The organism is Mesorhizobium sp. P2_B5, from assembly GCF_056404775.1.
Genome location: NZ_JBFUDJ010000003.1, coordinates 465,638 through 490,996, shown reverse-complemented (window position 1 = coordinate 490,996; position 25,359 = coordinate 465,638). Strand labels below are relative to the sequence as shown.

The 25,359-nt window shown below is 63.2% G+C and carries 24 protein-coding genes and 3 tRNA genes; 8 read left to right on the top strand and 19 right to left on the bottom strand.

Annotated elements, in window-relative coordinates:
* Positions 1 to 50: 50 nt before the first annotated feature.
* From AC1D1N_RS15150 to AC1D1N_RS15135, 4 genes are read left to right on the top strand one after another with little or no spacing between them, the layout of a single operon-like run.
* Positions 51 to 1,103 carry an ABC transporter ATP-binding protein gene (locus AC1D1N_RS15150; RefSeq protein WP_477349387.1) on the top strand — a complete coding sequence of 351 codons (1,053 nt, stop codon included), beginning with the start codon at positions 51 to 53 and terminating at the stop codon, positions 1,101 to 1,103.
* 41 nt (positions 1,104 to 1,144) lie between these two features.
* On the top strand, positions 1,145 to 1,597 hold the full coding sequence (locus tag AC1D1N_RS15145) for an RbsD/FucU family protein (RefSeq protein ID WP_477349385.1): 453 nt from the start codon (positions 1,145 to 1,147) through the stop codon (positions 1,595 to 1,597).
* Positions 1,598 to 1,601: 4 nt separating this feature from the next.
* Positions 1,602 to 2,531 (top strand): ribokinase, encoded by a 930-nt coding sequence (gene rbsK, locus AC1D1N_RS15140; RefSeq protein WP_477349383.1) that lies wholly within the window; start codon positions 1,602 to 1,604, stop codon positions 2,529 to 2,531.
* Between the two features lie 26 nt (positions 2,532 to 2,557).
* Positions 2,558 to 3,004: a hypothetical protein gene (locus AC1D1N_RS15135; protein ID WP_477349381.1), complete on the top strand. Its 447-nt coding sequence runs from the start codon at positions 2,558 to 2,560 to the stop codon at positions 3,002 to 3,004.
* Between the two features lie 131 nt (positions 3,005 to 3,135).
* Here AC1D1N_RS15135 and AC1D1N_RS15130 read toward each other — a convergent pair whose 3' ends face one another.
* The 3 genes from AC1D1N_RS15130 to AC1D1N_RS15120 all read right to left on the bottom strand — a co-directional run bounded on the left by AC1D1N_RS15130 (position 3,136) and on the right by AC1D1N_RS15120 (position 4,235).
* Entirely contained in the window at positions 3,136 to 3,519 is a 384-nt protein-coding gene (locus AC1D1N_RS15130; protein WP_477349379.1) for a hypothetical protein, read from the bottom strand.
* A 459-nt stretch (positions 3,520 to 3,978) separates the two neighbouring features.
* Positions 3,979 to 4,041 (bottom strand) — tRNA-Asp (locus AC1D1N_RS15125).
* Positions 4,042 to 4,158: 117 nt separating this feature from the next.
* A tRNA-Asp gene (locus AC1D1N_RS15120) sits at positions 4,159 to 4,235 on the bottom strand.
* A 218-nt stretch (positions 4,236 to 4,453) separates the two neighbouring features.
* Between AC1D1N_RS15120 and AC1D1N_RS15115 the strand changes: the two genes are divergently transcribed.
* Positions 4,454 to 4,529: transfer RNA gene (locus tag AC1D1N_RS15115), tRNA-Val, on the top strand.
* A 124-nt stretch (positions 4,530 to 4,653) separates the two neighbouring features.
* Here the strand turns inward: AC1D1N_RS15115 and AC1D1N_RS15110 are convergent.
* Positions 4,654 to 5,271, bottom strand: coding sequence for a hypothetical protein (locus tag AC1D1N_RS15110; protein ID WP_352559807.1), 618 nt, complete (start codon positions 5,269 to 5,271; stop codon positions 4,654 to 4,656).
* A gap of 117 nt (positions 5,272 to 5,388) precedes the next feature.
* Here AC1D1N_RS15110 and AC1D1N_RS15105 point away from each other — a divergent pair, with 117 nt between their 5' ends.
* Entirely contained in the window at positions 5,389 to 6,231 is an 843-nt protein-coding gene (locus AC1D1N_RS15105) for a M15 family metallopeptidase (protein ID WP_477349377.1), read from the top strand.
* A gap of 76 nt (positions 6,232 to 6,307) precedes the next feature.
* Here AC1D1N_RS15105 and AC1D1N_RS15100 read toward each other — a convergent pair whose 3' ends face one another.
* The 6 genes from AC1D1N_RS15100 to AC1D1N_RS15075 all read right to left on the bottom strand — a co-directional run bounded on the left by AC1D1N_RS15100 (position 6,308) and on the right by AC1D1N_RS15075 (position 11,620).
* Positions 6,308 to 6,508, bottom strand: coding sequence for a hypothetical protein (locus AC1D1N_RS15100; protein WP_436259693.1), 201 nt, complete (start codon positions 6,506 to 6,508; stop codon positions 6,308 to 6,310).
* A 170-nt stretch (positions 6,509 to 6,678) separates the two neighbouring features.
* The gene (locus AC1D1N_RS15095) at positions 6,679 to 7,449 is read right to left on the bottom strand and encodes an SDR family oxidoreductase (RefSeq protein ID WP_436259694.1); all 771 of its coding nucleotides are present in this window, start codon (positions 7,447 to 7,449) and stop codon (positions 6,679 to 6,681) included.
* A 13-nt stretch (positions 7,450 to 7,462) separates the two neighbouring features.
* Positions 7,463 to 8,458: an ABC transporter permease gene (locus AC1D1N_RS15090; RefSeq protein ID WP_436259695.1), complete on the bottom strand. Its 996-nt coding sequence runs from the start codon at positions 8,456 to 8,458 to the stop codon at positions 7,463 to 7,465.
* Positions 8,459 to 8,610: 152 nt separating this feature from the next.
* Positions 8,611 to 9,651, bottom strand: a complete 1,041-nt coding sequence (locus AC1D1N_RS15085; RefSeq protein WP_112561391.1) for a sugar ABC transporter substrate-binding protein — start codon at positions 9,649 to 9,651, stop codon at positions 8,611 to 8,613.
* A gap of 41 nt (positions 9,652 to 9,692) precedes the next feature.
* Complete coding sequence (locus tag AC1D1N_RS15080) at positions 9,693 to 10,457, bottom strand: ATP-binding cassette domain-containing protein (protein ID WP_112561392.1); 765 nt, start codon at positions 10,455 to 10,457, stop codon at positions 9,693 to 9,695.
* Positions 10,454 to 11,620 (bottom strand): ROK family transcriptional regulator, encoded by a 1,167-nt coding sequence (locus tag AC1D1N_RS15075; protein WP_477349374.1) that lies wholly within the window; start codon positions 11,618 to 11,620, stop codon positions 10,454 to 10,456. The genes AC1D1N_RS15080 and AC1D1N_RS15075 overlap by 4 nt, the downstream gene beginning before the upstream one ends.
* Before the next feature lie 209 nt (positions 11,621 to 11,829).
* Between AC1D1N_RS15075 and AC1D1N_RS15070 the strand changes: the two genes are divergently transcribed.
* Complete coding sequence (locus AC1D1N_RS15070; RefSeq protein WP_477349372.1) at positions 11,830 to 13,011, top strand: M24 family metallopeptidase; 1,182 nt, start codon at positions 11,830 to 11,832, stop codon at positions 13,009 to 13,011.
* A gap of 45 nt (positions 13,012 to 13,056) precedes the next feature.
* Here AC1D1N_RS15070 and AC1D1N_RS15065 read toward each other — a convergent pair whose 3' ends face one another.
* The 8 genes from AC1D1N_RS15065 to AC1D1N_RS15030 all read right to left on the bottom strand — a co-directional run bounded on the left by AC1D1N_RS15065 (position 13,057) and on the right by AC1D1N_RS15030 (position 20,549).
* Positions 13,057 to 13,812 carry an ABC transporter permease gene (locus AC1D1N_RS15065; RefSeq protein ID WP_436259697.1) on the bottom strand — a complete coding sequence of 252 codons (756 nt, stop codon included), beginning with the start codon at positions 13,810 to 13,812 and terminating at the stop codon, positions 13,057 to 13,059.
* Positions 13,809 to 14,609: an ABC transporter ATP-binding protein gene (locus AC1D1N_RS15060; RefSeq protein WP_477349370.1), complete on the bottom strand. Its 801-nt coding sequence runs from the start codon at positions 14,607 to 14,609 to the stop codon at positions 13,809 to 13,811. The genes AC1D1N_RS15065 and AC1D1N_RS15060 overlap by 4 nt, the downstream gene beginning before the upstream one ends.
* A gap of 68 nt (positions 14,610 to 14,677) precedes the next feature.
* On the bottom strand, positions 14,678 to 15,706 hold the full coding sequence (locus AC1D1N_RS15055; protein ID WP_477349524.1) for an ABC transporter substrate-binding protein: 1,029 nt from the start codon (positions 15,704 to 15,706) through the stop codon (positions 14,678 to 14,680).
* 87 nt (positions 15,707 to 15,793) lie between these two features.
* Positions 15,794 to 16,231 (bottom strand): VOC family protein, encoded by a 438-nt coding sequence (locus AC1D1N_RS15050; RefSeq protein WP_112561397.1) that lies wholly within the window; start codon positions 16,229 to 16,231, stop codon positions 15,794 to 15,796.
* Between the two features lie 2 nt (positions 16,232 to 16,233).
* A complete protein-coding gene (locus AC1D1N_RS15045; protein WP_477349368.1) occupies positions 16,234 to 16,977 on the bottom strand; it encodes a FadR/GntR family transcriptional regulator in 744 nt (247 codons plus the stop codon).
* Positions 16,974 to 18,410: an FAD-binding oxidoreductase gene (locus AC1D1N_RS15040; RefSeq protein WP_477349366.1), complete on the bottom strand. Its 1,437-nt coding sequence runs from the start codon at positions 18,408 to 18,410 to the stop codon at positions 16,974 to 16,976. Before AC1D1N_RS15040 ends, AC1D1N_RS15045 begins: the two co-directional genes overlap by 4 nt.
* Before the next feature lie 250 nt (positions 18,411 to 18,660).
* Positions 18,661 to 19,938, bottom strand: a complete 1,278-nt coding sequence (locus AC1D1N_RS15035) for a M23 family metallopeptidase (RefSeq protein WP_477349364.1) — start codon at positions 19,936 to 19,938, stop codon at positions 18,661 to 18,663.
* A gap of 143 nt (positions 19,939 to 20,081) precedes the next feature.
* A complete protein-coding gene (locus AC1D1N_RS15030) occupies positions 20,082 to 20,549 on the bottom strand; it encodes a peroxiredoxin (protein WP_192253484.1) in 468 nt (155 codons plus the stop codon).
* A 95-nt stretch (positions 20,550 to 20,644) separates the two neighbouring features.
* On the opposite strand from AC1D1N_RS15030, the gene AC1D1N_RS15025 reads away from it, so the two are divergent.
* The gene (locus tag AC1D1N_RS15025) at positions 20,645 to 24,028 is read left to right on the top strand and encodes a hypothetical protein (protein ID WP_436259703.1); all 3,384 of its coding nucleotides are present in this window, start codon (positions 20,645 to 20,647) and stop codon (positions 24,026 to 24,028) included.
* A 6-nt stretch (positions 24,029 to 24,034) separates the two neighbouring features.
* Here the strand turns inward: AC1D1N_RS15025 and tyrS are convergent, their stop codons facing one another.
* Positions 24,035 to 25,288 (bottom strand): tyrosine--tRNA ligase, encoded by a 1,254-nt coding sequence (gene tyrS / locus AC1D1N_RS15020; protein ID WP_436259704.1) that lies wholly within the window; start codon positions 25,286 to 25,288, stop codon positions 24,035 to 24,037.
* Positions 25,289 to 25,359: the final 71 nt, after the last annotated feature.

Sequence of the window (25,359 nt, the reverse complement as noted above, 5' to 3'; positions counted from 1 at the left end):
TGCCCTTGCCGTTGGCAATGGCTAGCTTCACCGCGAGGAAAGGGGGGACGATGGCTCAAGTCGCGATCACCAATGTGGCCAAGGCGTTCGGAACCGTCAAGGTCCTGCACGAGGTCAGCGTCGAAATCGCTGATGGCCAGTTCGTGGTGCTGGTCGGCCCGTCGGGCTGCGGCAAGTCCACGCTGCTCAGGATGGTGGCCGGGCTGGAAACCGTCTCCGGCGGCACGATCGCCATCGGCGAGCGCATCGTCAACAATCTGCCGCCGGCCAAACGCGACATCGCCATGGTCTTCCAGAACTACGCGCTCTATCCGCACAAGACGGTGGAGCAGAACATGGCGTTTGCCCTGAAGCTGCGCGGCACCGACCCGGCCGTGGTCGCCGAGCGGGTCAAGCGCGCCGCCGACATTCTCGACCTCAACCCCTACCTGAAACGCTATCCGCGCCAGCTCTCCGGCGGCCAGCGCCAGCGCGTCGCCATGGGCCGCGCCATCGTGCGCAACCCGCAAGTGTTCCTGTTCGATGAGCCGCTCTCCAATCTCGACGCCAAATTGCGCGTGCAGATGCGCACCGAGATCAAGGAACTGCACCAGCGGCTGAAGACCACCACCATCTACGTCACCCACGACCAGATCGAGGCCATGACCATGGCCGACAAGATCGTGGTGATGCGCGACGGCCGCATCGAGCAGGTTGGCGCGCCGTTGGAATTGTTCGACCGGCCGGCCAATCTGTTTGTCGCCGGCTTCATCGGCTCGCCGTCGATGAACCTGCTCAAGGGTGTGGTGAGGAAGGGCGACGAGGTCGAGATAGCGGGAACGCTGTTCCCGATCGCGGCCGGCAGCGCCGTCAAGGAGGGCCAGTCCGTGGTCTATGGCGTGCGGCCCGAACATCTCGAAATCCATGCCGACGGCGTGCCAGCGAAGATCTCGGTGGTCGAGCCGACCGGCTCCGAAACGCTGGTCTTCGTGCGCTTCGGCGACGGCGAGATGGTGGCGCTGTTTCGCGAGCGCCACGACTTCAAGCCCGGCGACCCGCTCAATCTCAAGCCGCGCCTCGACCAGGTCCATCTCTTCGACGCTGAGACCGGCAACCGGCTCTGATTTCCAATCGACTTTGACCAACCTGTTTGACGAGGACTGCCATGCTCAAAGGGATCAACCCATTGCTAAACGCCGATGTGCTCCAGGCGCTGAGGGCAATGGGGCACGGCGACGATCTGATCATCGCCGACACCAACTTCCCCGCCGATTCGGTGGCGCGCCAGACCGTGCTCGGCAAGCTGCTGCACATCGATGCGCCGGCGGCCGATGTGGTCAAGGCGGTGCTGTCGCTCTATCCGCTGGACACTTTCGTCGACGACGCGGCCGCCCGCATGGAGATCGTCGGCAACCCCAACGAGATCCCTCCGGTGCAAAAAGAGGTGCAAAAACAGATCGACAAGGCCGAGGGCAAAGCCTGGCCGATGATTTCGGTCGAGCGCTACGCCTTCTATGAACGCGCCAAGAAGGCTTATTGCGTCATCCAGACCGGCGAGCGCCGCTTCTATGGCTGCTTTGCCTTCCGCAAGGGCGTCGTGCCGCCGGATGCGGAGTAGCACAATGGCGTCCGGCAAGCCTGTCGTCATACTGGGCGTCTTCGTCGCCGATACCGCCTACCGCGCCGATCGCCAGCCGCGCATGGGCGAGACCATTCTTGGCAATTCCTTCAAGCTGGGGCCCGGCGGCAAGGGCTCGAACCAGGCGGTGGCAGCCGGCAAGCTCGGCGCCGACGTCACCTTCCTGACGCGGCTTGGCGTCGATGCTTTCGCCGACATGGCCAAGGCGACCTGGAAAGATGCCGGCGTGAAATCCGCCATCATCGATACGCCGCAGAGCTATACGGGTGCCGCCTATATCTTTATCGAGGAGACCACCGGCAACAACGCCATCATCGTCAGTCCCGGTGCGGCGATGCTGATCTCGCCTGAAGACATCGAGGCCAATGCCGGCCTAATTGGCGGGGCCGGTGTCTTCGTCACCCAGCTCGAACAGCCGATCGACGCTGCACTGCGCGCACTCGAGATCGCGCGCGGGGCAGGGGTGATCACCATCCTCAATCCCGCGCCGGCGGCCAAGCTGCCGGACCGCATCTACACGCTTTGCGACTATATCACCCCCAACGAAACCGAGGCCGAGGAACTGACCGGCATCAAGGTCGCCTTCATCGACGACGCGCGCCGCGCCGCTGACAGCCTGCTCCAAAAGGGCGTCGGCTCGATCATCATCACGCTCGGCGAAAAAGGCGCGCTGCTGCACACAGCAAACCGTTCCGACCATGTCCCCGTGGTCAGCGCCGGCCCTGTGGTCGAAACCACGGGTGCGGGCGATGCCTTCAATGGCGGCCTGGCCGCGGCGCTTGCCAAAGGTGTGGAACCGCTGCAAGCGGTCCGCTTCGCCTGCGCCGTCGCCGGCATTTCGGTGACGCGTCCGGGCACAGCGCCGTCGATGCCGACGCTACAGGAGGTCGAGGCGCTGCTGGCCAAAGGGTGACTGCGGACAGCGCAAGGAGGTGTTCGATGCTCTGGGTTGCACTGGTCATCGGCGCCTTGCTTGCGGGAAAGTGCCTGTCATTCGTCTCGACGCTTGCCGAGACGGCGACGAAAATGGCCGGCTCTGCTCCCGAGCCCAATTCCTATCAAGCCGACATGACCCCGTCTTGGCTGATGAGCCTGATCGGCATCTGCTTCATCGAGTTGGTCGGAGCGGTTTGCGGCATCTGGTATTATGAGGGATGGATCCTTGGCCTCGTCGCGCTGACTGCTGCGATCGCCCTCCCCGCGATTTTCAACGTCGCCGTGCCGCCGCGTTCTGGATCGATCGTTTATCTGCGCAGCGCTGCATTCACGCTGGCGAACCAGGCCAGCCACGTGGCAGAGGACGGCGATGCTAAGCATGCCCTGGCGGCAAAGGAGATGATCGGCCTGCTGCTTGCAGCCCGGCCCGATATTGCGCGATATCTTTGAATGAATGCCTTGGCATTCAGACTTGCGGCCACTTCAAATCAGCGAACTGATTGAGAAGTGGCGCGAGTGACGGGGCCTCGAACCTGCGCTGCTGGCGAAGGTTTGATCTCGACCACGTCCCATATAGGGCCTTACCAGTCTGGATCGTCGTCGAGCCAATATGCATCGAGACAGCCGAATTGGCGCGGCATGCCAAGCCGCCGTCTCGCGTCAAAAGCCATCTCCGAACGAGTCCACTGTGAATTGCTCTCTGTCACATCGGGCAAGATTGTGTACCCGTCCGCGATCAACCGCAGCCTCATTTCCTCGAAGTGCCTTTTGAAACCATTCTTGATGCGGCTTTGCGGGTAGCGCCGTCCCTGCATGCATTCCTGGCTCAGGATGCCGGAATACATCTGAGCGCTGATCGTTCTCAGTGCGTCTTCGGAGATTTGCTTGTTGGTGTCCTTGGACCAGCATCGGCCTTCCGACGCCACCAGCGTCGCTGCCAACAAGCCTGCCAGAAACCGCGCCACCTTGGTCCCTTCCGGTCAGGGTGGCATATTAGCCACAGGTAATGTTAATCGGCAATCCGGTCTTGCGCCATTGGCATAGATGTCCGGTAATGGGTCACCGTGTCTGGCACCGCAATTGCACTGTCAGCAACGCCGGGGGCATCCATCGCTCCTGGCAAGCCGGGGGGCGATTGGGGCCCGCTGCTTCTCAAAATGAAGCGGCGGGCTCTTAGGTGCCGATTTAAAAAGCCGCCTGAATCGCCGAAACATTGGGTGTTGGGCCATTATGTATTTTCCGCAATTTCTGGTGGGCATGTTCGCAACGTCGTTCGTCGTTGCGATCTGGGCCGACATGGCAACTGGCTCCGTCTGGAAGGCGCTCGGCTGGGCTGTTCTTGCAATGGTTATCCTTCAGCTCGGATACATCGGTCTGGTCGTCCGCCTGATCTACAGGCGGGAATCGGAAGTCGTCGAGGGAAGTGGTGCGAGCGGGGCTCGAGCCCGCGACCTCCGGCGTGACAGGCCGGCACTCTGAGCTACACCGGGCGCTGCCATTGATCGCTGCAAGGCGATCGATCTGAATCAATGCATCCAAGGAGACATTTTGACATCAACGTCGACATTTCTCCGGCACCAAGGATCGTGACCCTTGAAGAGAAATGGCGCGAGTGACGGGGCTCGAACCCGCGACCTCCGGCGTGACAGGCCGGCACTCTAACCAACTGAGCTACACCCGCGCATGGACGAGCACGTGTCAGCCGTGTTCGTCGTTGGGGCGGTGGATAAGGGGTTCGCCACCGGGTGTCAAGCGTACCCGGACAGCATAACAGCAAACAGGAGAAGGTTTTTTGACGGGCGGCACTTTGCCCGGGAAAACCGCTATGCGGCTAAGCTCGCACCTGCTCATTTGGCCTTGCGAAGCCGGTTGCGACCGCTTAAAGGTCCGGCCCGGAGCGGGCGATTAGCTCAGTTGGTAGAGCGCTTCGTTTACACCGAAGATGTCGGCGGTTCGAGCCCGTCATCGCCCACCATATCCCGCACGCCGGCCCAGGCCTCGACGTCCATCGCTTTCACGTTCGCAACTCAGCTGCGTATGATCGGTGGCAGGACGCGGCCACAACCGGCCGCGCCCGCGTTTCTGCCGGTGTTACCAGTCTACTGCCTGATGTAGCAGCTCTTCTTCACGCGGCGGATGGGGTCCTCGCCAAAGGCGTCGAGGCTGCATCTAACGCCGTTCCTGAAAACGCCTTGCGTGAACTGACCGCGCGCGCCGTAGCGGACCAGTTTGCGGCCACGGAAATCGCAGTACTGATTCTCCCTGGCGCAGGCCACCCACCTGCCGCGACCCTGGCCGTAGTCGTCGTCACCGTAATTGTCATCGTCATTGTCGCCATAATCGTTACCGCCGCCGCGCCTCACGATGTAGCAGGCCTTGTCGCGGCCGGGCGCGGGATCGCCAAAGACGCGATTTGAGCAGGGCACGGCGGGACGGTCGAAAAAGCGGGAGGTGGTCTGGCCGCGCGCGCCATAGACCACTTCGGCTGGATAGGGCAGGCGGCAGATGCCACCCTCGTCAGCGCATCGCTGCATGCGCTGGGCCGACGCGGTGGCCGGGAAAAGAATAGAGGCGGCCGAGACAAGGCCAACCAGGCAAATGAATGTGAACGCCATCCGGATCAGGGCGCTGGAGGTTTTTGACACGATTTGTCTCCCTTTTTGATTCACGCGCCATCTTACAGCAGCCTTGCCAAACGCAAGATGAACGAAAGCCATTGCCAACAGCCGGCATGAGCTGATTTCCCGTTTTCTGGCCGGGGAGCTGCCGCCATCATTCCGGATTTGATAAGGGTCCTGGTCAGCAATCGATTGGTTCTCCGGAGAGGCAGGACAATGATCGACGATCCCAAGCGCCTGCTGCTTCAGCTGATGATCGTGTTGGCAATTTGTGGCACCGGGCGCCTCGCCTATGCGACAGAGGCCGGCGGCGGTGTCGACCAGCCGGCTGCCAAGGCGGCCTTGCTCAAGGCCTATCCCGGACTCTTCACCATCTCGGGTAATGTTTTGATCTGGACCGACGGCACCACGATGGTGTGGGACGACGGCAAGGCGCGCGACGCCGAGGGGCTGCTGGAGAGTCCCGACATCGAAGACATGTTTCGCTACGTCTATCCGACGGCAGCGGAGGGCGCGCTGGTCCCGGCGGAGGATTTCGATCCCGGCCGTATCCGCAACGAAGCTTTCTTCGAGAAGCTTTACGGGGCAAGCGCCGCGGAAGTGGGCAAGCACATCGCCAACGTCAAATGGCTGCCGAAACTTGCCAAGAAAACCGTGCAGGTCACCAGGATTTTCGGCATCAACGACCGGTTGGGCAAGGTCTCGGATGCTCTGGAGGCGATGCCCGCGGAGCTAAGCCGTTACGGGCTCAAGCCTGGCGGCGGCTTCGTCTGGCGGCCCATCGCCGGCACCGACCGGTTGAGCGTCCACTCTTTCGGCGCAGCCTTCGATATCAATGTCGGTTTCTCCGACTATTGGTACAACAACAGAAACAAAGCCGACCCGAAGGCCCACATTGCGTTCAGGAACCGGATTCCGCTGCAAATCGTGGAACTGTTTGAGAAAAACGGCTTCATCTGGGGCGGGCGCTGGTATCACTACGACACCATGCATTTCGAGTACCGGCCCGAATTGCTGCTGTACAAGAACCCGGCTGATCGCGCTGGCAGTCAGCCGTAAGGAGCATGCGCCGGGCCGGAACCCGCCGATGTCGCCTTTATGCGCGCCAATAACGAAGTCCCAGGTTCGTGGCGACTTACCGGCCGTTGGCGGTCGCGGCACTACAAACCCGGCGAAGATCGGCACGGATGTTTTCGGAGTTCAGCAACTCGGTGGCTTCCGGAAAGCCCTCGGCCAGCAACGTGGCAACAATCTCGGCCGGCGACTGGTGGAAACCATCCTCGGCCAAAGCATGCGCCCGCTGGTAGATATGGCTGGTTCTGGTCTTGTCTGCCATTCACAAGTACCTCCCTTGATAGGCACTTGATGAACAACTTTCGAGAAGTATTCGGGTTCCATGCAACTTAGAAGGGAAGTTGGCCGACGCAGGGAACGCTGTATCTTTCGCTGAAGTGACCTCTCGTCGTCAGGAGGCGCAGTCCGGTCCGTTGCCCATCGATGCAAGGATCACGGCGGCAGCAGCCGGAAATCCTTGCCTTCGGGCAGCAGCTGGCCGCCGTCAACGATTATGGTCGTGCCGGTGACGTAGCTGGCGTCGTCGGAGGCGAGGAACAGGAAGGCATTGGCGACGTCGCGCGGGCTGCCGAGGCGGCCGAGCGGAATCGAGTCTTCCATGTTCTTGATGTAGGCGGCGCCGCGATGCAGCTCGATCGCCTCGGTCAGGATGTTGCCGGGCTCGACGCCGTTGACCGTGATGCCGTAGCCGGAGAATTCCAGGGCCGCCGAGCGGATGAAGCCGTTGATGCCGGCCTTGCTGGCGGCGTAATGGCCGTGGCCGGGGCTGGTGACATGCGGGCCGGTGATCGACGAGGTGTAGAGCATGCGTCCATAGCCTTGCGCCTTCATTGGCGCCAGCGCCGCCAGCGTGGCGTTGAAGGTGCCGCGCAGATTGACCGCCATCACCCGGTCCCAATCGTCCGGGCTGGTGTTTTCGATGAGCTGCCAGGGATAGATGCCGGCATTCTGCACGACGATGTCGAGGCGATCATGATGGCTCAGCGCCAGCGCTACCGCGGCTTCGGCATCGGCCATCAGCGAGATGTCGGTGCGAATGAAGGCAGCGCCGAGCTCGTCGGCGGTCGCCTGGCCTGCCTCGGCCTCGCTGTCGGCTAGGATCAGCCTTGCGCCTTCCTCGGCAAAGCGCTGCGCAATGCCTTTGCCGATGCCGCGCGCGCTGCCGATGATCAGCGCGACCTTGTCTTGCAGCCGTCCGCTCATTCGAGCCGTCCTTTCATGCGAGTCTTTGGCGAATGGTTTGCTTGAAGGCGTCGAGCAGCACGGCGGCGAGCACCAGCAGGCCGTGGATCACCTGGGTAAAATTGGCTGGCAGGCCCATCAGGTTGATCGCTGTGTTGATCGAGGACAGCAATAGCACGCCGGCATAGACACCGGGCAGAGTGCCGACGCCGCCTTTCAGGCTGACGCCGCCAATGACGACGGCGGCAAAGGCGTTGAACAACAGCCCGGTGCCGAGATTGGCGGTGGCGCCGGAAGTGCGGATGGCGAGCAGCCAGCCGGCCAGCCCAGCAATGGCGCCGGCAAGCACGAAGGCGATGACCAGATTGCGGTTGACGCGGATGCCGGCACGGAAGGTCGCGGTCTCGTTGCCCCCGATCATCACCAGGTGGCGGCCGAACGGCGTCTTGGCCATGATCAATGAGAAGAGAATGAAACTGGCGACGGCGATCCAGGCGGTCAGCGGCAGGCCGGCGAGGCGCTGGATGCCGAACCAGCGTATGGCCGGCGCCAGATCCTGCGCCGAGCGGCCGCCGGAGATGACCAGCACAAGGCCGCGCACCCAGATGTAGGATGCCAGCGTGATGATGAAGGCGCTCATCTTCACCTTGACCACGAGATAGCCGTTGAAAGCGCCGATGATGCCGCCGACGACCAGTGCAATGAGCAGCGAAACCGGAACCATCAGCCATTGCGGACTGAGTTGTATGCCCATGCCGATGCCCGACGAACAGAACAGGATGCCGACCGTCATGGCGCTGAGCGCCGCCACCGATTCCACCGACAGGTCCATGTGGCCCGCAATGATGACAAGCGACAGGCCGATCGACATCACGCCGAGCACGCTCGAAGCCTCGATGATGTTGGCGAAGATGCCGAGCTGGAAGTAGTTCGGGACAAAGATGGAAAAGACGATCAACACAAAGACCAGCATGAACCAGACGAGGTTGTCGAGGACGAACTCCAGGGCTTTGCGGGTGCGCGGGTTCATGGGGCTGATCCGGTTGGCGCCCCCGCGAAATCAAATTGATTTTGTCGGGCTAGGGCGCTGCTTCAAATTCGCCACAGCGTCCTTGTCAGACGCGGCGTTGTGAAAGGGCAGGCTCCGGACAGCCTGGGCGGCCCGGAGCGCTTGGCAAGCGGCTATTCGACCGGCTTGATGGTTTCCGTCGGCGGCTTCTGGTTGCCCCAGAAGGCCGGATTGTCGACGTTTTCCTTGGTGATGGCGGCGCCCGGGATCTTGATGTTCGGGCCCCAGGCTTCCTTGGTCACGGTCGACTTCAAGCCGAGCACGTCATACTCGCCGGGCTTGATTTCCTGCTTGCCGGCGATCTTGTCCATGAACATGGCGACGGCAGCAGCCTGCGCGTAGAGCGGCTGCTCGACTTCGACATTGAGCCAGCCCTTGCGGATCAGGTCGAGACCGACCGGAGCGCCGTTCGAGCTCATCAGCATGACGTCCCCCGGCTTCTTGCCGGCGGCCTCGAGCGAGGCGACGGCAGCGACCGAGAGGTGCGCGGCATGGCTGAAGATCAGGTCGATGTCGGGGTTGGCCAGCATCTGGTCGGCCACGATGGTGCCGGCGTTGCTGGCTTCCCACTGCATGGCGGGCAGCGAGATGATCTTGACGTCCGGGAACGCCTTCATCTTCTCCTCAAAGCCTTTCTGGATGTCGAGCGTGTAGGGGTCACCGGGATCGCCGAGCACCTGCAACACCTTGCCCTTCACCGAACCGTTCTTGGCTTTCAGAAGCTTTTCAGCCTGCTCGGCTGCGACGTAGCCGATCTCCACGGTGCCAGCCACCGAGGTGAAGTCGGACGGGGTCGAGGTGATCTGGCGGTCGAACTCGACCACCGGGATGCCGGCGGCACGGGCTGCTTCGATGGACGGCTTCAGCGCATTGAAATCGACGGCGGCCAGGATGATCGCCGCAGGCTTCAACGCAATGACGTCGTTCATCTGGGATTGCTGCGCGTCGGTCTTGTTGTCGGCGTTGAGTGTTTTCACCTCATAGCCGACCTGCTTGAGGAACAGCTCCAGCGCGCTCACCGAGCCGGTCTGGAATTCATCGAGCAGGGTCGGAACCATATAGTAGACGGTGCCCTTGGTCTGGGACATTGCCGGCGTGAGCGAGGCAAGAGCCAGTGCCAGGATACCGAAGACAAGAACCAATATTCGCTTCATGTCGTTCGCTCCTCTTTTATACCGGACCCCTCTTTTGTCCCTCAACCTGCCGGTCCGGCACCGGCAAGCGTCTCACCGGTGATCATGTTGATCACCGCATCGGGACTTGTTTTGTTGCGTGCGACATCGCCGGCCACGACGCCTTGCCGGATCACCACGATCCGGTCGGCGACCTGGAAGGCCTGCTGCATGATATGGGTAATGATGACGACGCCGATGCCCTGGTTGGCCACCTGGCGGATCATCTCGAGGCCGCGCCTGGTCTGTTCTACGCCAAGGGCCGCGAACGGCTCGTCGAGCAGCACGAGCTTGCCGCCCCAATGCACGAAGCGGTTGAGCTCGATCGCCTGGCGCTGGCCACCCGAGAGGTGCTCGACATTGGTGCGCAGTGACGGAATGCGGGTGCCCGCACTGGCAAGTGCCTTGCCGACGACGGCTTCCATGGCGCGCTCGTCGAGGATCGGAATGCCGAGCACCTTGCGCGTGATCTCGCGGCCCATGAAGAAATTGGCGACGACATCGACATTGGTGCAGAGCGAAAGGTCCTGGTAGACGGTCTCGATGCCGGCAGCCTTGGCCTCGGCCGGCGTTTTCGCCAGAAATTCCTTGCCCTCGAACAGCATGCGGCCGGAGCTCGGCTCGAGGCCGCCGGCGATGATCTTGACCAGTGTCGACTTGCCGGCGCCATTGTCGCCGAGCAGTGCCACGACCTCGCCCTTGCCGATCGAGAAGCTGATGCCTCTCAGCGCCTGGATGGCGCCGTAATTCTTGGTGACGTTTTCGAGTACCAGCAGCGGTTCGGTCATGCCGCCACTCCCTTGCTGTGCAACAGGTCTGATCGGCGCTCGCGCTCGGCGATGAACATCTGGCCAAACCGCGGCGACAACACACCGGAGACTGCCAATGCGGCAGCGCCCCGCAGCACCGAATGCTGGCCACCGGTCGCCACCGTCACGCGCGGGGTCTTGCGGTCGCGCCGCGCCGAGACCGAATTGGGAAGCTGTCCTGCCGCGCCGACCAGCTTTTCGAGCAGGTCGGTGGGCGCAAGCCCGCCGAGGATGACGGTTTCGGGATCGAACACATTCTCGATGGTGACGATCGTGTTGCGGAAGATCGGCGCAACTTCGGCCACCCATGCGGCGTCGCTGATGTTGCGGCGGCGACGTGCTTCGAGCGAGAGATACCGTTCGAGGCAGCCATGGTTGCCGCAGGGACAGAGTTCGCCGCCGGGAACGGCGGGGATGTGTCCGATTTCGCCCGCATTTCCCCAGGCGCCGCGCATCACCGCGCCGTCATGGACGATGACGCCGCCAAGGCCGACGCCGAAATAGAGGTAGTAATATTCGGAATAGCCAGCCCCAAGGCCATAGAGGCGCTCGCCCATGGCAGCTGCCGCCATGTCGGTCTCGAAGAAGGCCGGCAGCCCGGTCGATACCGCCAGCCGCTCCGGCAGCGCGACATCCTTCCAGCCGGCCATGGTCGTGGGGCCGACGAAGCTCATCGATTCCACGCCGAAAGGCCCGGGCAGCGCCATGCCGATGCCAAGCACGCGGCCGCCGGGCCGCAATGCAGTCAGTTCGGGCACCATGGCGCCGATCAGGTCGAAGGCATGGTCGGGCGTTGCATGCGGCGCCTCGCGATGCGTGCTTTCGATGACATCGCCGCTGAGATTGATCAGCGCAGCGTCGATGCCGAGCGGGGTGAGGTGGATGCCGACGGCATAGCCGCCTTCAGGGTTGATACGGAGCGTAGCCGGCGGCAGTCCGCGCCCGCGCGGCTCTTCGCGCAGCGACAGCACATAGCCGTGCTCTTCGAGCTCGCGAACGATGGTCGATACGGTCTGGACGGTGAGGCCGACGCGGCTGGCAATGTCGCCGCGGGCAATGGGGCCGTGCAGGCGGATGGACTCCAGCACGATGCGCCGGTTGTAGGGCCGTCCGAACTCCTGGTTGGTTCCCCGCAGTGCCATTTCCCTCTCCCTAGGAGAGACGAGACTTGCACAGGCAATTTATTCAGTCAAATGGAATTCAAAAATAATTTGTGACGGTCCCGGACGCGGTGCAGGACCTGTCCCATGCGCTGTGCTGGCCGATTGCAGCCGGGTTAAAACCACCGCAATGGTGAATGACGTCAGGCGGGCGCGGGGCTTCGCCCGGCCGATGATCCAGCAGGAAACCGATGATCGAATTGCCTTTTGCGCGCGACGAGTACCAGCAGCGGCTCAAAAAAATCCGCGCCGAGATGGCCAAGCGCAGGATCGAACTGCTTATCGTCAACGACGTCGCCAACCAGCATTACATCACCGCCTATGACGGCTGGTCGTTCTACACGCCGCAAGTGGTTCTGGTTCCGATCGATGAGGAGGCCGAGCCGGTCTGGATCGGCCGCGCCATGGATGCGGCCGGCGGCCTGCTGACGGCCTGGATGAAGCCTGAGAATGTGATTGGCTTTCCCGAAGACCATGTCCAGCGAGCCGATCGTCATCCGATGGACTGGATCGCTGCCTGGGTTGTCGCCAAGGGCTGGGGTGGCAGACACATCGGCATCGAGCTTGAAGCTTACTATTTCTCGCCGAAGGCCCATGCCCGGCTCGTCGCCGGATTGCCAAACGCGAAATGGCAGGACGCCGATCTCCTGGTGAACTGGATCCGTGCGGTCAAATCGGAGCCCGAGATCGCCTATCTGCGCAAGGCGTCGACGCTAGCCGAAGCAGCGGTCGCACGAGCCTTCGAAGTGATCGTGCCAGGCGTGCGCGAATGCGATGCGATCGCCGCCATCCAGGCAGCGCAGATTGCCGGCAGTCCTGATTTTGCCGGCGATATCACGGCACTGCCGCCGACGATCCTCGGCGGCGAAAATGCTTCGGCGCCGCACATCATGTGGAGCGACAGGCGGTTCGGGAAGAACGAGACGATCGCGCTGGAACTCGCCGGCGTCTGCCGCCGTTACGCCGCCGGGCTCGCCAGGACGATGCAGCTCGGCAAGACACCGACGCGTGTCGCGGACACCGCAAAGGCGGTGATCGAAGGCATGGGAGCGGTGCTCGATGCGGTCAGGCCAGGCACATCGGCCGAAGCGGTCGAATCCGCATGGCGCAAGGTTATCCAGCGCTACGGGCTGAAGAAGGAATCGCGCATCGGCTACTCCATCGGCGTCGCCTATCCGCCGGACTGGGGCGAGCACACGATCAGCCTTCGGCCCGGCGACAAGACGGTGCTGCAACCCGGCAATGTCGTGCATTCCATTCTCGGCATGTGGATGGATGGCTGGGGCATCGAGGTCAGCGAGACCATTCTGGTGACCGAGACCGGCAACGAGACGCTGACCAAATTCCCGCGAGACATCCATGTCAAATCCTGAGCAGCCGGCTGTGATGGGCGGCACCGCGATCCCGCCTGACGGCGATCAGTATCTGATCGCCAGGCGTTCGATCAGCACGACGAGGCAGAACAGCACGATCGACAGGCTCGAGGACAGCACGATCGCCGCGTAGAGGCGGTCCGACTGGTAGTTGAAGGACGCCTGGATGATCAGTGCGCCGAGCCCTTTGTCGGAGCCGATCCATTCGCCGACAATGGCGCCGATCACGGCGGTCGCCGAGGCTATCCTGAGCGATGAGAACAGCATCGGCAGCGCGCGCGGCAGGCGCAGGCTCCAGAACACTTCCCAGCGTGTCGCCGACAGCACGCGGAACAGCTCGTGCTCGTTGCTGCTGGCCGAATCCAGGCCGCGGATCATGTTGACCAGCGTCGGGAAGAAGCAGATCACCGCCGCAATGACGATCTTCGGCGTCATGCCCAGCCCGAAGATCAGCATGATGATCGGCGACAGCGCCAGGATCGGAATGGTGTTGAAGAACAGCACGATCGGAAAATAGGCGGCCTGCAGCACGCGGTTGTGTACGAACAGCACCGCCAGCAGCACGCCGGCGAGATTGCCGATGGCAAAGCCGGCCAGCGCCTCGATCAGCGTCGGCCAGAGATTGCCGAGCAGCAGGGAAAAGCTCTTCTGGAAGACGCCGAGTATGGCTGTCGGCGTCGGTACGATATAGGCCGGAACGCCGAGCCAGGGCAGCAGGAACTGCCAGGTGAACAGAATGGAGGCGGCGCCCAGGACGGGCAGCGCAATCGCCAGCGCGGGTGGCAAAGGCTCCTGTCTCATGAGGCCAGTTCCAGGGCTTTGCGCAGGTCCGCCATGGCGGCAACGATTGCCGGATCCTCGCGCGAGCAGCGGTTGCCGTCTTGCTTGAACGGCCACATGTCGAGATCCTTGACCAGACGTCCGGGATCGGCGGCCAGCACGATCACCCGCTCGCCGAGATAGGCGGCCTCGGCGATCGAATGGGTGACGAACAGGATAGTCGTGCCGGTGCGCCGCCACAGCGCCAGCAGCTCGTCATTGAGGCGGTCGCGGGTGATTTCGTCGAGCGCACCGAACGGCTCATCCATCAACAGCAGCTTTGGTTGCCCGAGCAGGGCGCGGGCGATCGCCACGCGCTGCCGCTGGCCGCCGGAAAGCTGGTGCGGCAGGCGCTCGCCAAAGCCGCCGAGACCCATCAACTCCAGCAACTCCTCTGAGCGGTCTTCGATCTGGCGCGTCAGGCTGCCTTGCCCAACACCGAGCGGCAAACGCACATTGTCGCGCACGCTGCGCCAGGGCAGCAGTGTCGAATCCTGGAAGACGAAGCCGACATCCCGGCGAGAGCGCACCGCATGCGGCGTGTCGCCAAGCACGCTGATCGTGCCGCCGAGTGGGTCGAGCAAATCGGCAACGACCCTGAGCAAGGTCGACTTGCCGCAGCCCGATGGTCCGAGGATCGACAGGAACGAGCCGGCCGCAACCGTGAGGTCGAGGCCGGAGAGCACTTTGACGGCCGAATGCCGGCCGCCATAGCCGACATCCAGCCTCTGAGCCTCGATAGCGATCGCCGTTAGATCAGCATGACGTTTGATCGTCATGCTGATCTAACGCTTTGCTGGAGCATGATCTTTTCCAAAACCCGGTTCCCACTTTTTGGGATCATGCTCTAGGCCGCGGGCGCGTCGAGCTTGGGCCGCTCTGCGGCCGAGAGTTCGAGGATTTTTGTGGTGTAGACATCGGCTGCGGCGGGGCGTCCGTTGGGGTACTGGCCGACCTTGTCCAGCAGCGCCAGCTGCTCCTCGATCGAGGCCGGGTCGAAAGTTCCCCAGCCATCCTTGGCCGTCGCGCCATCGAAGGAAAGCTTCAGCACCAGATTGACGGTCTTTTCTTCCCAGCCGAGATCCATTTCCGGATAGGCGGCGACCATTTTCTTCACCGCTTCCTGCGGATTGGCATGCACCCAGCCCCAGCCCTTGCCGACGGCGCCGATGAACTTGGCCAGCGTCTCGGGATCCTTTTCGATCGCCGCGTCGGTTGCGAAATAGACGTCGGCGTAGGAACTCAGCCCGAGATCGCGAACTAGGAGGTCGATGCGGTCGTCGCCGACGACGCTCAGCGCCTGCGTGTTGGTGATCCAGCCGCCGATGGCGTCGACATCGCCGCGCACCAGCGGCGCCTTGTCGAAGCCGACATTGACGACCGTGACGTCAGCGGGGTCGATGCCGTTCTTGGCCAGGATCTCGTCGATGACGAAGCGCGCCGTCGGCTGGATGCCGATTTTCTTGCCCTTGAGGTCGGCAACGCCACGGATCGGCTTGGCCGGCTTCGAGGTGAAGGCATAGGGGCCGGTGCGGAAGCCGCAGGCGATGATCTTGACCGGCACGCCGCTGGCGCGCGCGGCAAAGAGCTGCGGCGTTTCGGAGAACTGGCCGAGCTGGGCCGAACCCGAGACGACCGGCGGCACGGTCGCGGAATTCGGACCGCCCGGGCTGAACTCCACGTCGAGGCCGGCGTCTTTGAAATAGCCGTTGGCGACGGCGGCGATGTCGCCGATCTGTCCGTTCGACACCAGCCAGTCGTACTGGATGACGACCTTGCCGGCCGCCTTGGCGCCCGGCGTCAGCACCAGCTGCATCCCGGCCGATGCGGCTGCCACGGCGGCAATGCCGGATGTCACGAAGCTGCGGCGGTTCATGTTGTATCGCTTGTTCCCACTCATTTTTCGCTCCTGTTGCAAGCGTTGCTCTGTTCATTGCGCACCGCTCCCACGGCGCGCTGTCGTCTACGGCTGTTCGTCGTGGTAGTCGCCGGGGCCGCCGTCGAGCCAGGCGTATAGTTCCCAGAGTGTGTCGTCCGGGTCGGTGAAATAGGCGCAGCGCGCGTTCCAGACATAGTTTTCCGGCGGGCCGTGGAACGGCACGCCCCTAGCGTTGAGCTCGCCGTGCAAACGGTCGATATCGGCTGGCGTATCGAGCTTGACCGCCACGCAAACCTTGTGCGCATGACGCGGCGATCTGAGCTTCGACACGCCGGTATGCTGGCTGATGTGGTCGATCTCCCACGCCGCGAGCGTGACGCCCTCGCCATGAAAATCGGCAAAGCCTTCGGCGCGGCGGCGCAGCCGGAAGCCGAGTTTGTCGACATAGAAATCCACGGTCCGGCCGATGTCCTCGACCAGCAGGCAGACATCCGAAATCGCGTAAGCGCCTCCGAGCGGCATGGCTAAATCCCTTTGCTGGCGGGCAGGCGCCGTGCGGCCGGCAACTTGACGCCGACGCGCTCAGCCGCGCCGATGATGTGGGCGCGCATGGCCGCTTCCGCCGCTGCGGGATCGCCGGCAACCAGCGCCTCGTAGATGCGCACATGCTCGCCGACATTGATCTCGACCAGATCGTGCAGCGGGTTGGTCTGCCGCGCGTAGTGGATCGAGCGGCGGATCTGTTCGCAGACGAAGGAAATGAAGGTGTGGATGTAGTTGTTTCCGGTGGCGCGCGCGATCTCACGGTGGAACAGAAGATCGGCGTCGATGCTGCCTTCTTCCCAGCGTTCCTCGCCGCTCATGCGGTCGAGCGCCGCCTTGATGGCGTCGAGATGCTCCTGGCCACGCCGTTCGGCGGCAAGCGCTGCGGATTCGGCTTCGAGGATGCAGCGCAGCTCGAACAGCCGCTCCATGTTCTGGCCTTCTTTGAGCGCCTCGCCGTCGATGCGGATCGACGCCCGCTGCTCCGGCGCCAACACGAAGGCGCCGATGCCTTGCCGCGCCTCGATCATGCCGTCGGCCCTGAGCTGCGCGATCGCTTCGCGCACGACATTGCGGCTGACGCCGAATTTCTCCGAAAGCTCCTGTTCCGTCGGCAGCCGCGTGCCCGGACTGAGGTCGCCCGATTCGATCTCGCGGCCGAGGAATGTCGCGACGCGATGCGGCAGCGTTTCGACAATGCCGATGGCGGCCAGTCTTTGCTTCATGGAGCGGTCTCCGTTGCCGGCAGAAGGCAGCCGGGATTCATCAGGCCCTGCGGGTCGAGGGCGTTCTTCAACGTGCCGATGAGCCGGCGATGGGCAGGCGCCAGGCCTGCCATGAAGGTGCGGTGGCGGGTGCGGCCGATGCCGTGCTCGGCGCTGATCGAGCCGCCGAGCGAATTGGCGATCCGGTAGAGCCCGGCGGTGATCTCTGTGCCTCGGATGCGGGCCTCGCTTTCGGCAAGGCCTTCCGGCGGCAGCACGTTGAAATGGATGTTGCCGTCGCCAGCATGGCCATAGGCCAGCGGCAGCCATCCCTGATGATCCTGCGCCACGAAGCGGCGCGCCCGATCGATGAGGGCAGGGATATCCGAGATCCTCACCGAAAGATCGGTGCGCACATGATAGCCACGCTTGGCCTGCCCCTCGACCAGCCCTTCGCGGATTGCCCAGAAGGATTTTGCCTGGGCGCTGCTTTCGGCAAGCACGGCATCGATGACTTGACCACTTTCCATGGTCTCGGCCAGGAAATCGACCAGAAGGGTGCGCAGGTCGATCGCAGCACTGGCCGACAGTTCGATCAATACATGGACGGGCGCTTCGACCGGCGACACCATGTTGACGTCGATCAAGCGCGCCAGCGCGATGCATTCCGAACCGATGATCTCGAAGGCCGACATCAGATCGGCCAATGCGCGGCGTGCCCGCCGAAACAGCGCGATTGCCGCTTCGAACGAGGCAAGGCCGAGATAGGCGGTCTCGGTCCGGACCGGTTTTGGAAACAGTTTCAGTTCGACGCCTGTGATGATGCCGAGCGTCCCTTCCGAGCCGATGAACAGCTGCTTCAGATCATAGCCGGTGTTGTTCTTGCGCAGGCCGGAAGAGCCGTTCCACAACTCGCCGTCCGGCAGCACCACTTCAAGGCCGAGGATGAGATCGCGCGCCATGCCGTAGCGCAGCACGTTGATGCCGCCGGCGTTGCTGGCCGCATTGCCGCCGATCTGGCAACTGCCCTGGGCGCCAAGCGCCAGCGGAAACAGGCAGTCCTGTTCGTCGGCAGCGTCCTTCACGGTCTGCAGGATGCAGCCGGCATCGGCCTGCAGCACGAAATTGTCGGCGTCGACGCGGCGGATGGCGTTCAGCCGCTCCAGGCTGACGACCACTGAGCCGGCGGTCTCGATATCGATCGCGCCCGCCACCAGGCCGGTATTGCCGCCTTGTGGGATGATGCCGAGCCCGAGCGAGGCGCAGAGCCGCACCACCGCCTGGACCTCGGCCACCGAAGCCGGCCGCAGCACGGCCAGTGCTGCGCCATGGTGATCGCCCGACCAGTCGCCGAGATATTTCGCCATGCCGGCGGCATCGACGGTCACGCCGTTTGGCCCGACAGCGTCCTGCAGGGCACCGATAGCATCTGGCGAAAGAGCATGGATGGTCATTAGCGGCTGTCAGATGATGTTGGGCTATAGGGTGATACATATCATCCTACAACTGAAGCCGAGTCAACGAGGCGCCGCCGGGAGCGGTGGACAAATCATAGCGGCATGGGTGCTTGGGTGGCTTTCGGTTGGATGCTTCACGCCGAAAGGCATGGCGAACTGTTATGGCTCCAGCGCGACGTCCGGGCGCGGAAGTCAGTGAGGCAGGGTGCCGAGAACGAGGTCGGCTAGCAACTCGTCGCCTTGACCCTCAGAGGTACTGCTCGACCTTCTTGCCGACGGTCAGGAAGCGGAGCGGGTCGATGGCTTCGCCATTGTGGCGGACTTCATAGTGCAGATGCGGGCCGGTGGAGCGGCCGCTGCTGCCGGTCTTGCCGACAATGTCGCCGGCGGCGAGCTTCTGACCGACGGCCACATCGATTTCGCTCAAATGCCCATAGCGGGTGGCAAAGCCGTTGCCATGGTCGACCTCGACCATGCGGCCATAGCCGCCGTTCCAGCCGGCCTTGGTGACCACACCGGCAGCGGTGACCTTGGCCGCCATACCGATCGGCGCGCGGAAATCCATGCCCGAATGCAGGGCCGCGGTGCCAAGGATCGGGTCGGTGCGTACGCCGAACGGGCTGGTGACGGAGTGGCCGGGGGCGGGATTTGCAAGCGGCAGCCGCCGCGCCTCTTTCTTCAACTGGTCGAGCGTATCCAGCGCGTCGTCGAGTTCCTTGACCTTGCTGTCGAACATCATTGAGGAGTCCAGCGGGATCAACGGTCCGCCGACATCGCTTTCGTTTTTGCCGAAATCGCTGTCGACCGGCAGGCCGGCCGCCTCGAGCGCCTGGGTGATGGCATCCGCGTTCTTGTAGGCATTGTCGGCAAGCGTGGCGATACGGGTGAGCTGCTGGCTCTCGATGGCCTTGAGCGATTCGTTGATCGAGACGAACAGTTTGTCGGCACGGTCCGCCGCCGTTTCGCTGGGCAGCGGATCGGAGCGGGTCGACCACAAAGAGAACGGCCTGGTATCGCCCGAGCCGAGGCTGGCGACCGAATAGGCCAGGGGCTCGCCGCCCGTCAGTTCGGCATGCTCGTCGGGCTTGGCGGCCRCATCCGCGACAGGCGGCGTTCCGACTTCATTTTCCGCCCGTTCGAGAATCGGCCCGAGGCGACCATGGCGTTGGCTGAGCTGGCTCTGCCGATCGAGGAGTTCGCTGACTTTGGTTTCCATCAGTTTCTGGTCGAGAAGCTGGCGGCTGGTGATGCGGTCGACCTGGGCGCGCAATGCCGAGATGCGATCCTCATAAGCCTGCTGCATGCGCGCCTGCCGCGCCGTGGTGGCGCCGATCAGATCGTCGCGCAGCACCAGGTAGGAGGTTGCCAGCAGATAGCCGATGGCGATTGCCGCCAGTGCCGAGCCAAGAAAGGCGACGAGCCACGGCCGAATGGTGAAATGTCGGATTTCATTGCCCCGCGCAATGATGACCGTATGGGGCTCCTTGCGCCTGCCGAAGACCGCTGACTGACCGGTTGGGTTCACGGGACCAAGCTTTCATTACGACACCAACGAAGCCTGATTACACATTATTAGGGTTAACAAAGCTTTGCCGTGGTGCCGGCCGGCAAGGATTGCGCGCAAAACGAGTGGCGGGTTGCGGGCAGGGTGGTGAGATCGGCGGCGTGTCAGAGCGCGCGCACCGCCTCCAGCACCGCTTCGGCATGACCTTTTACTCGGACCTTGCGCCAGATGCCGGCGATCCGGCCGTCCTTGCCGATCAGGAACGTCGCTCGTTCGACGCCCATATAGTTGCGGCCATACATCGTCTTTTCGACCCACAGATTATAGGCCTCGATCACTTTGCGCTCCTCGTCGGCAACCAGGTCGACGGTGAGATCGTATTTGGTTTTGAATTTGTCGTGCTTCTTTACGCTGTCAGGCGATAGGCCGATCACGACGGCGCCGGCCTTTTCGAACTCCGGCTTCAGCTGGGAAAAGCTGATCGCCTCATTGGTGCAACTTGTGGTGTCGTCCTGCGGATAGAAGTAAAGTACGACGGGTTTTCCCCGCAACGCGGCAAGGCTGAGCGAGCCGCCGCCATCGCGCGGCAGGTCGAATTGCGGAGCAGCGTCGCCAATGTCGAGATCAGCCATATCGATGCCCTTGTTTGAGGTTACGCGCCAGGCTGCATCGTTATAGTGTCGAGCGGGGATTCGTCCACGATCGAATTCGTACAACGGAAAATTGCGTGGATCAGGAAGAACCGCAGCCCGAGAAAATCCGGTTCAGGCGTGACGAGATCACCGACCTGGGGACTTTCCCGTCTGCCTGCAGCGTGCCGCCGCTCGGCAAGGCGCGGATGGGCCGTGGCTTTCGCATCCTTGCCCGCCTGTTTGCCGGCGTCGCAGCCTTGGTGCTGCTGGCCGCCGCCGCCGTCTATGTCATCGGCGCCACCGGAATCGGCAGCGAGCGGCTGCGGGCGGAAGCCGAAGCGGCGATCGAGAAACTCGCCGGTTTCGACGTCAATGTAGCCGTCGGCCCGGCCCGGCTGACACTGGACGGATCGAGCTTCATTGCGCTGCAGGTCAAGGACGTCAGCGTCAAGACCGCCGACGGCAAGCCGATGGCCGACGCCGGGCGTGTGCGTTTCGGCATCCGGCTGATACCGCTGCTCTCGGGCGAGGTGCGGCTGACCAGCGCCAGGATTTCCGACGCCCACATTGTCACCGCGGCAATGCCGTCGGGCGGCGACTGGACAGCCGAGTTGCGCAATCAAGACGGCCTCATCGATCCGGAAAAGCTGGCCGCCGCTGTCTTCGGTCACGTCAACCATGCGCTCGATGCCGTGCGCGAGGATTCGATGCGCCGGATCGATCTCAAGAATGTCGAGTTCGAACTGCCCGAGGCCGGCTCGGTCAAGCTGGTCAACATCGCCAATGCCACCGTGCTGCAGTCGGGCCCGGGCAGCATGGAGTTCTCCTCCGAGGCGGATATCGATGGCCGGGCGCTCAGGGTCACCGCTGCCGCCACCCGCGATACGACCTCCCTGCGGGTCACTGCGTTGAATGCGGCCATCGACATGGCGGCCATTCCACAGACAACGCCAGAGGCAGGTGGGAAAACCGGCGCGATCGCTTTGAAGCTGACGGGGACCGAAGGCTCGGGCGAAAGCGATTCCCGGCTGACGGCCTCGCTGTCGCTAACCGGCTCGGTGCTCGACCTCGGCACACGCGGGCTTTTGCCGGCCGATGTCGATGTCGACGCCACGCTTGTCTCCGGATCCAACAAGATCGATGTCGGCAGGCTGGTTTTGAAGACCGGCCGTTCGACTTTCAATTTCGCCGGTTCGATCGGGCCCAAGCCGGCGACCGGCGCGGCCGGTGAGGAGCCTTCCTACCGCTACGACCTGACCAGCGACGGATCGACGCTGGCGCCGGCGGTATCGCCCGAGCCGGCACTGAATTTCTTCGCCCGCATCGCCGGCGTCTATCAGACGAGGAGCCGCAAGCTCGTCGCCGAGCAGATCGGCATCAGGTCGGGATCGGGCAGCGAGGTGCTGGGCACAGCCGCACTTGCCTTCATCGACAACGGGCCGCCAGGCATTTCGCTGTCGCTCAACGTCCACGACATGCCGGTCTCACACGTCAAGCAATTGTGGCCCTGGTTTTCCGCCAAGAATGCCCGGCTGTGGGTGCTGCAGAATCTGTTTGGCGGCCGTGTCGTCGACGCCAGCCTGCAGTTCCAGGTCGTGCCAGGGCGGCTCGGCAACGGCGTGCCGCTTTCGGCTGACGAGGTGTTCGGCCGGTTCCAGATCGAGGGCTCGCGCTTCGACACCGCCGGCCGCATCCCGCCGATACGCGATGCCGTCGGCGTCGTTTCGTTCCACGGCAACGATGTCGACATAGCTCTGTCCTCGGGCAGCGTCTATATGCCGAGCGGCCGCACCGTGGCGGCAAGCAATGGCACGCTGTCGGTGAAGGCGGCGAACCACCCGCCGGTGATCGGCGCGCTCGACATCGACGTCGCCGGCGAGGCGCCGGCCATCGCCGAACTCGCTTCCTACGAACCGATCAACGCAATGCGCCATGTCGGTATTGCGCCGGACGACCTGTCCGGCACGGTGACCGGTCACGTCAAGGCCGACATTCCGCTGCAGTCCGGTGTCGACACCTCGAAGCTCGATTGGCTGGTGACACTCGACTACAAGGACCTGTCGCTCGCCAAGCCGTTCGAAGACCAGACGATAACCGAGGCCGATGGTTCGATCGAAGTCGGGCCCGACAAGGCGGTGATCTCGGCCGACGCGAAGCTGAACGGCATTCCGGCTGAACTCGATCTGATCGAGCCGCTCGGGGATGACGGACCGCCGCGCAGCCGCAAGGTGGCGCTTGTGCTCGACGACAAGACACGCGCCACCGCCATGCCTGGCCTGTCGCCGCTGATTTCGGGAACCATCAAGGTGGCGATCGACAAGAGCGGCGACGGCAGCCAGAACGTCGCGGTCGACCTGACCAGCGCCAGGCTGGATATTCCCTGGGCAGGCTGGAGCAAGGGGCCGGGCATTCCCGCCAATGCCACTTTCACCATGGCGAAGTCGGGCGATACGACAACGCTGTCCGATTTCGACCTTGATGGAAAGAGCTTTTCGGTGAACGGCGATGTCGTCCTGGTCAAGGGCGCGCTGTCTTCGGCGCGCTTCAGCAAAGTCGCTTTGAACAGGGGTGACGACGTCGCGGTGACGGTGAAGCGGTCGGGCAAGGGCTTTGCCGTTGACGTCAGCGGCAATGCGCTCGACGCCCGCTCGCTGATCAAGCAGTTCACCTCCGACGTCGATACCGCCACCAAGACCACCGGCACGGATGCGGTTTCGGTCAGCGCCGATGTCACTTCGCTGACCGGGTTCCACGACGAGGTCCTGTCCAATCTGAAGCTCGACTACAGCGCCGCCGGCTCCAAGGTGAACGGGCTCAAGGTCAGCGCCACGGCAAGTTCAGGCGCCGCCATCACCATCAGCAACACTGCAGGCAATGGCGTGCGCGCGCTCAATATGAAGTCGGCCGACGCCGGCGCCATATTGCGCTTCCTCAACATCTACGAACACATGGAAGGCGGCTCGATCACGCTGGCGCTCAGCGGCGCGGCCGACGGGCCGATGCGGGGTCAGGTCGACTCAAGCAACTTCTTCATCGTCAATGAACCGAAGCTCGCTTCGATCGTATCGACGACGCCGGCGGGCGACAGCCGCAGCCTGAACGAAGCGGTCAAAGGCAAGATCGACACTTCGCGGGTAAAGTTCGAGCGCGGCTTTACCGAGATCGACAAGGGAAGCGGTTACCTGAAGCTGGCCAATGGCGTCCTGCGCGGTCCGCGCATCGGCACCACATTCCAGGGCACGCTCTACGACCAGAACAACAATATGGACATGACCGGCACGTTCATGCCGGCCTATGGCCTCAACCGCATCTTCGGCGAATTGCCGCTGGTCGGCGCTCTGCTCGGCAATGGCCGCGACCGCGGCCTGATCGGCGTCACCTACCGGCTCAAAGGCAACGCCAACAAGCCGGTGCTGGACATAAACCCGCTATCGGTGATCGCGCCGGGCATTTTCCGGTCGATCTTCGAATACCGCTGAGGCCCGTCAGGTTGGCCGCACCAGAACGTGCTTTTTCTTGCCCAATGAAAGCTTTGCGACGTTTTCCGGACTGAGATCCCGAGCTGTCACCATCCTGCGGTCATCCGACACTGGCTGGTCGTTGAGGCGCACGGCGCCACCCTGGATGTGACGGCGTGCCTCGCCGTTGGACCCGGCAAGGCCCGCGGTGACCAGCAGCGACAGGATGCCGATGCCAGCCTCCAGCGCCGCGCCATCCACCTCGACGCTCGGCAGGGTTTCGGCGGTCACACCTTCCTCGAAAGTCTTGCGAGCGGTCTCCTCCGCCGCTTGCGCCGCTTCGCGGCCGTGCACGATCGCCGTGGTTTCCGTCGCCAGCACCTTCTTGGCCTCGTTGATCTCGGAACCGCCAAGGGCGGCCAGCCGCGCGATCTCCGGCAGCGGCAGGCGGGTGAAGATCTTCAGGAAGCGCTCGACGTCGGCATCCTCGGTGTTGCGCCAGTACTGCCAGAAATCATAGGGCGAGAAGAGGTCGCCATTCAGCCAGACCGCGCCCTTGGCGGACTTGCCCATCTTGGCGCCTGACGATGTCGTCAACAGCGGTGTGGTCAACGCATAGAGCTGCGGCGTGCCCATGCGGTGGCCGAGATCGACGCCGTTGATGATGTTGCCCCACTGGTCCGAACCGCCCATCTGCAGCCGGCAGTCATGGCGGCGGCTGAGCTCGACGAAATCGTAGCCCTGCAGGATCATGTAGTTGAATTCGAGGAAGGACAGCGACTGTTCGCGCTCGAGCCTGAGCTTGACGCTGTCGAAGGTGAGCATGCGGTTGACCGAGAAGTGGCGGCCGACATCGCGCAGGAACTCGACATAGTTGAGCTTCATCAGCCAGTCGGCATTGTTGACCATGATCGCGTCGTTGGCGCCATCGCCGAAGCGCAGGATGCGGCCAAAAATGCGCTTGATGCCTTCGATGTTGGTGGCGATCGCCTCGGGTGTCAGAAGGCTGCGCTGGTCGTCGCGGAAGGACGGGTCGCCGATCATCGAGGTGCCGCCCCCCATCAGCGCGATCGGCCGATGGCCGGTCTCCTGCATCCAGTAGAGCATGGTCGCCGAAATCAGATTGCCGATATGCAGGCTGGTCGCGGTGGCGTCGTAGCCGACATAGGCGGTCACCGTTTCCTTCGCGAAAAGTTGATCCAGCCCGGTTTCATCCGAGATCTGATGGATGAAACCGCGCTCGCTCATGACGCGCAGGAAATCGGATTTGAAGGCAGACATTGTTTCTTCCTGAAAGCGCCGGACCCCAACTGCCCGGCGTGATACGAACGCGGGCGTTTAGCATCCAAGCG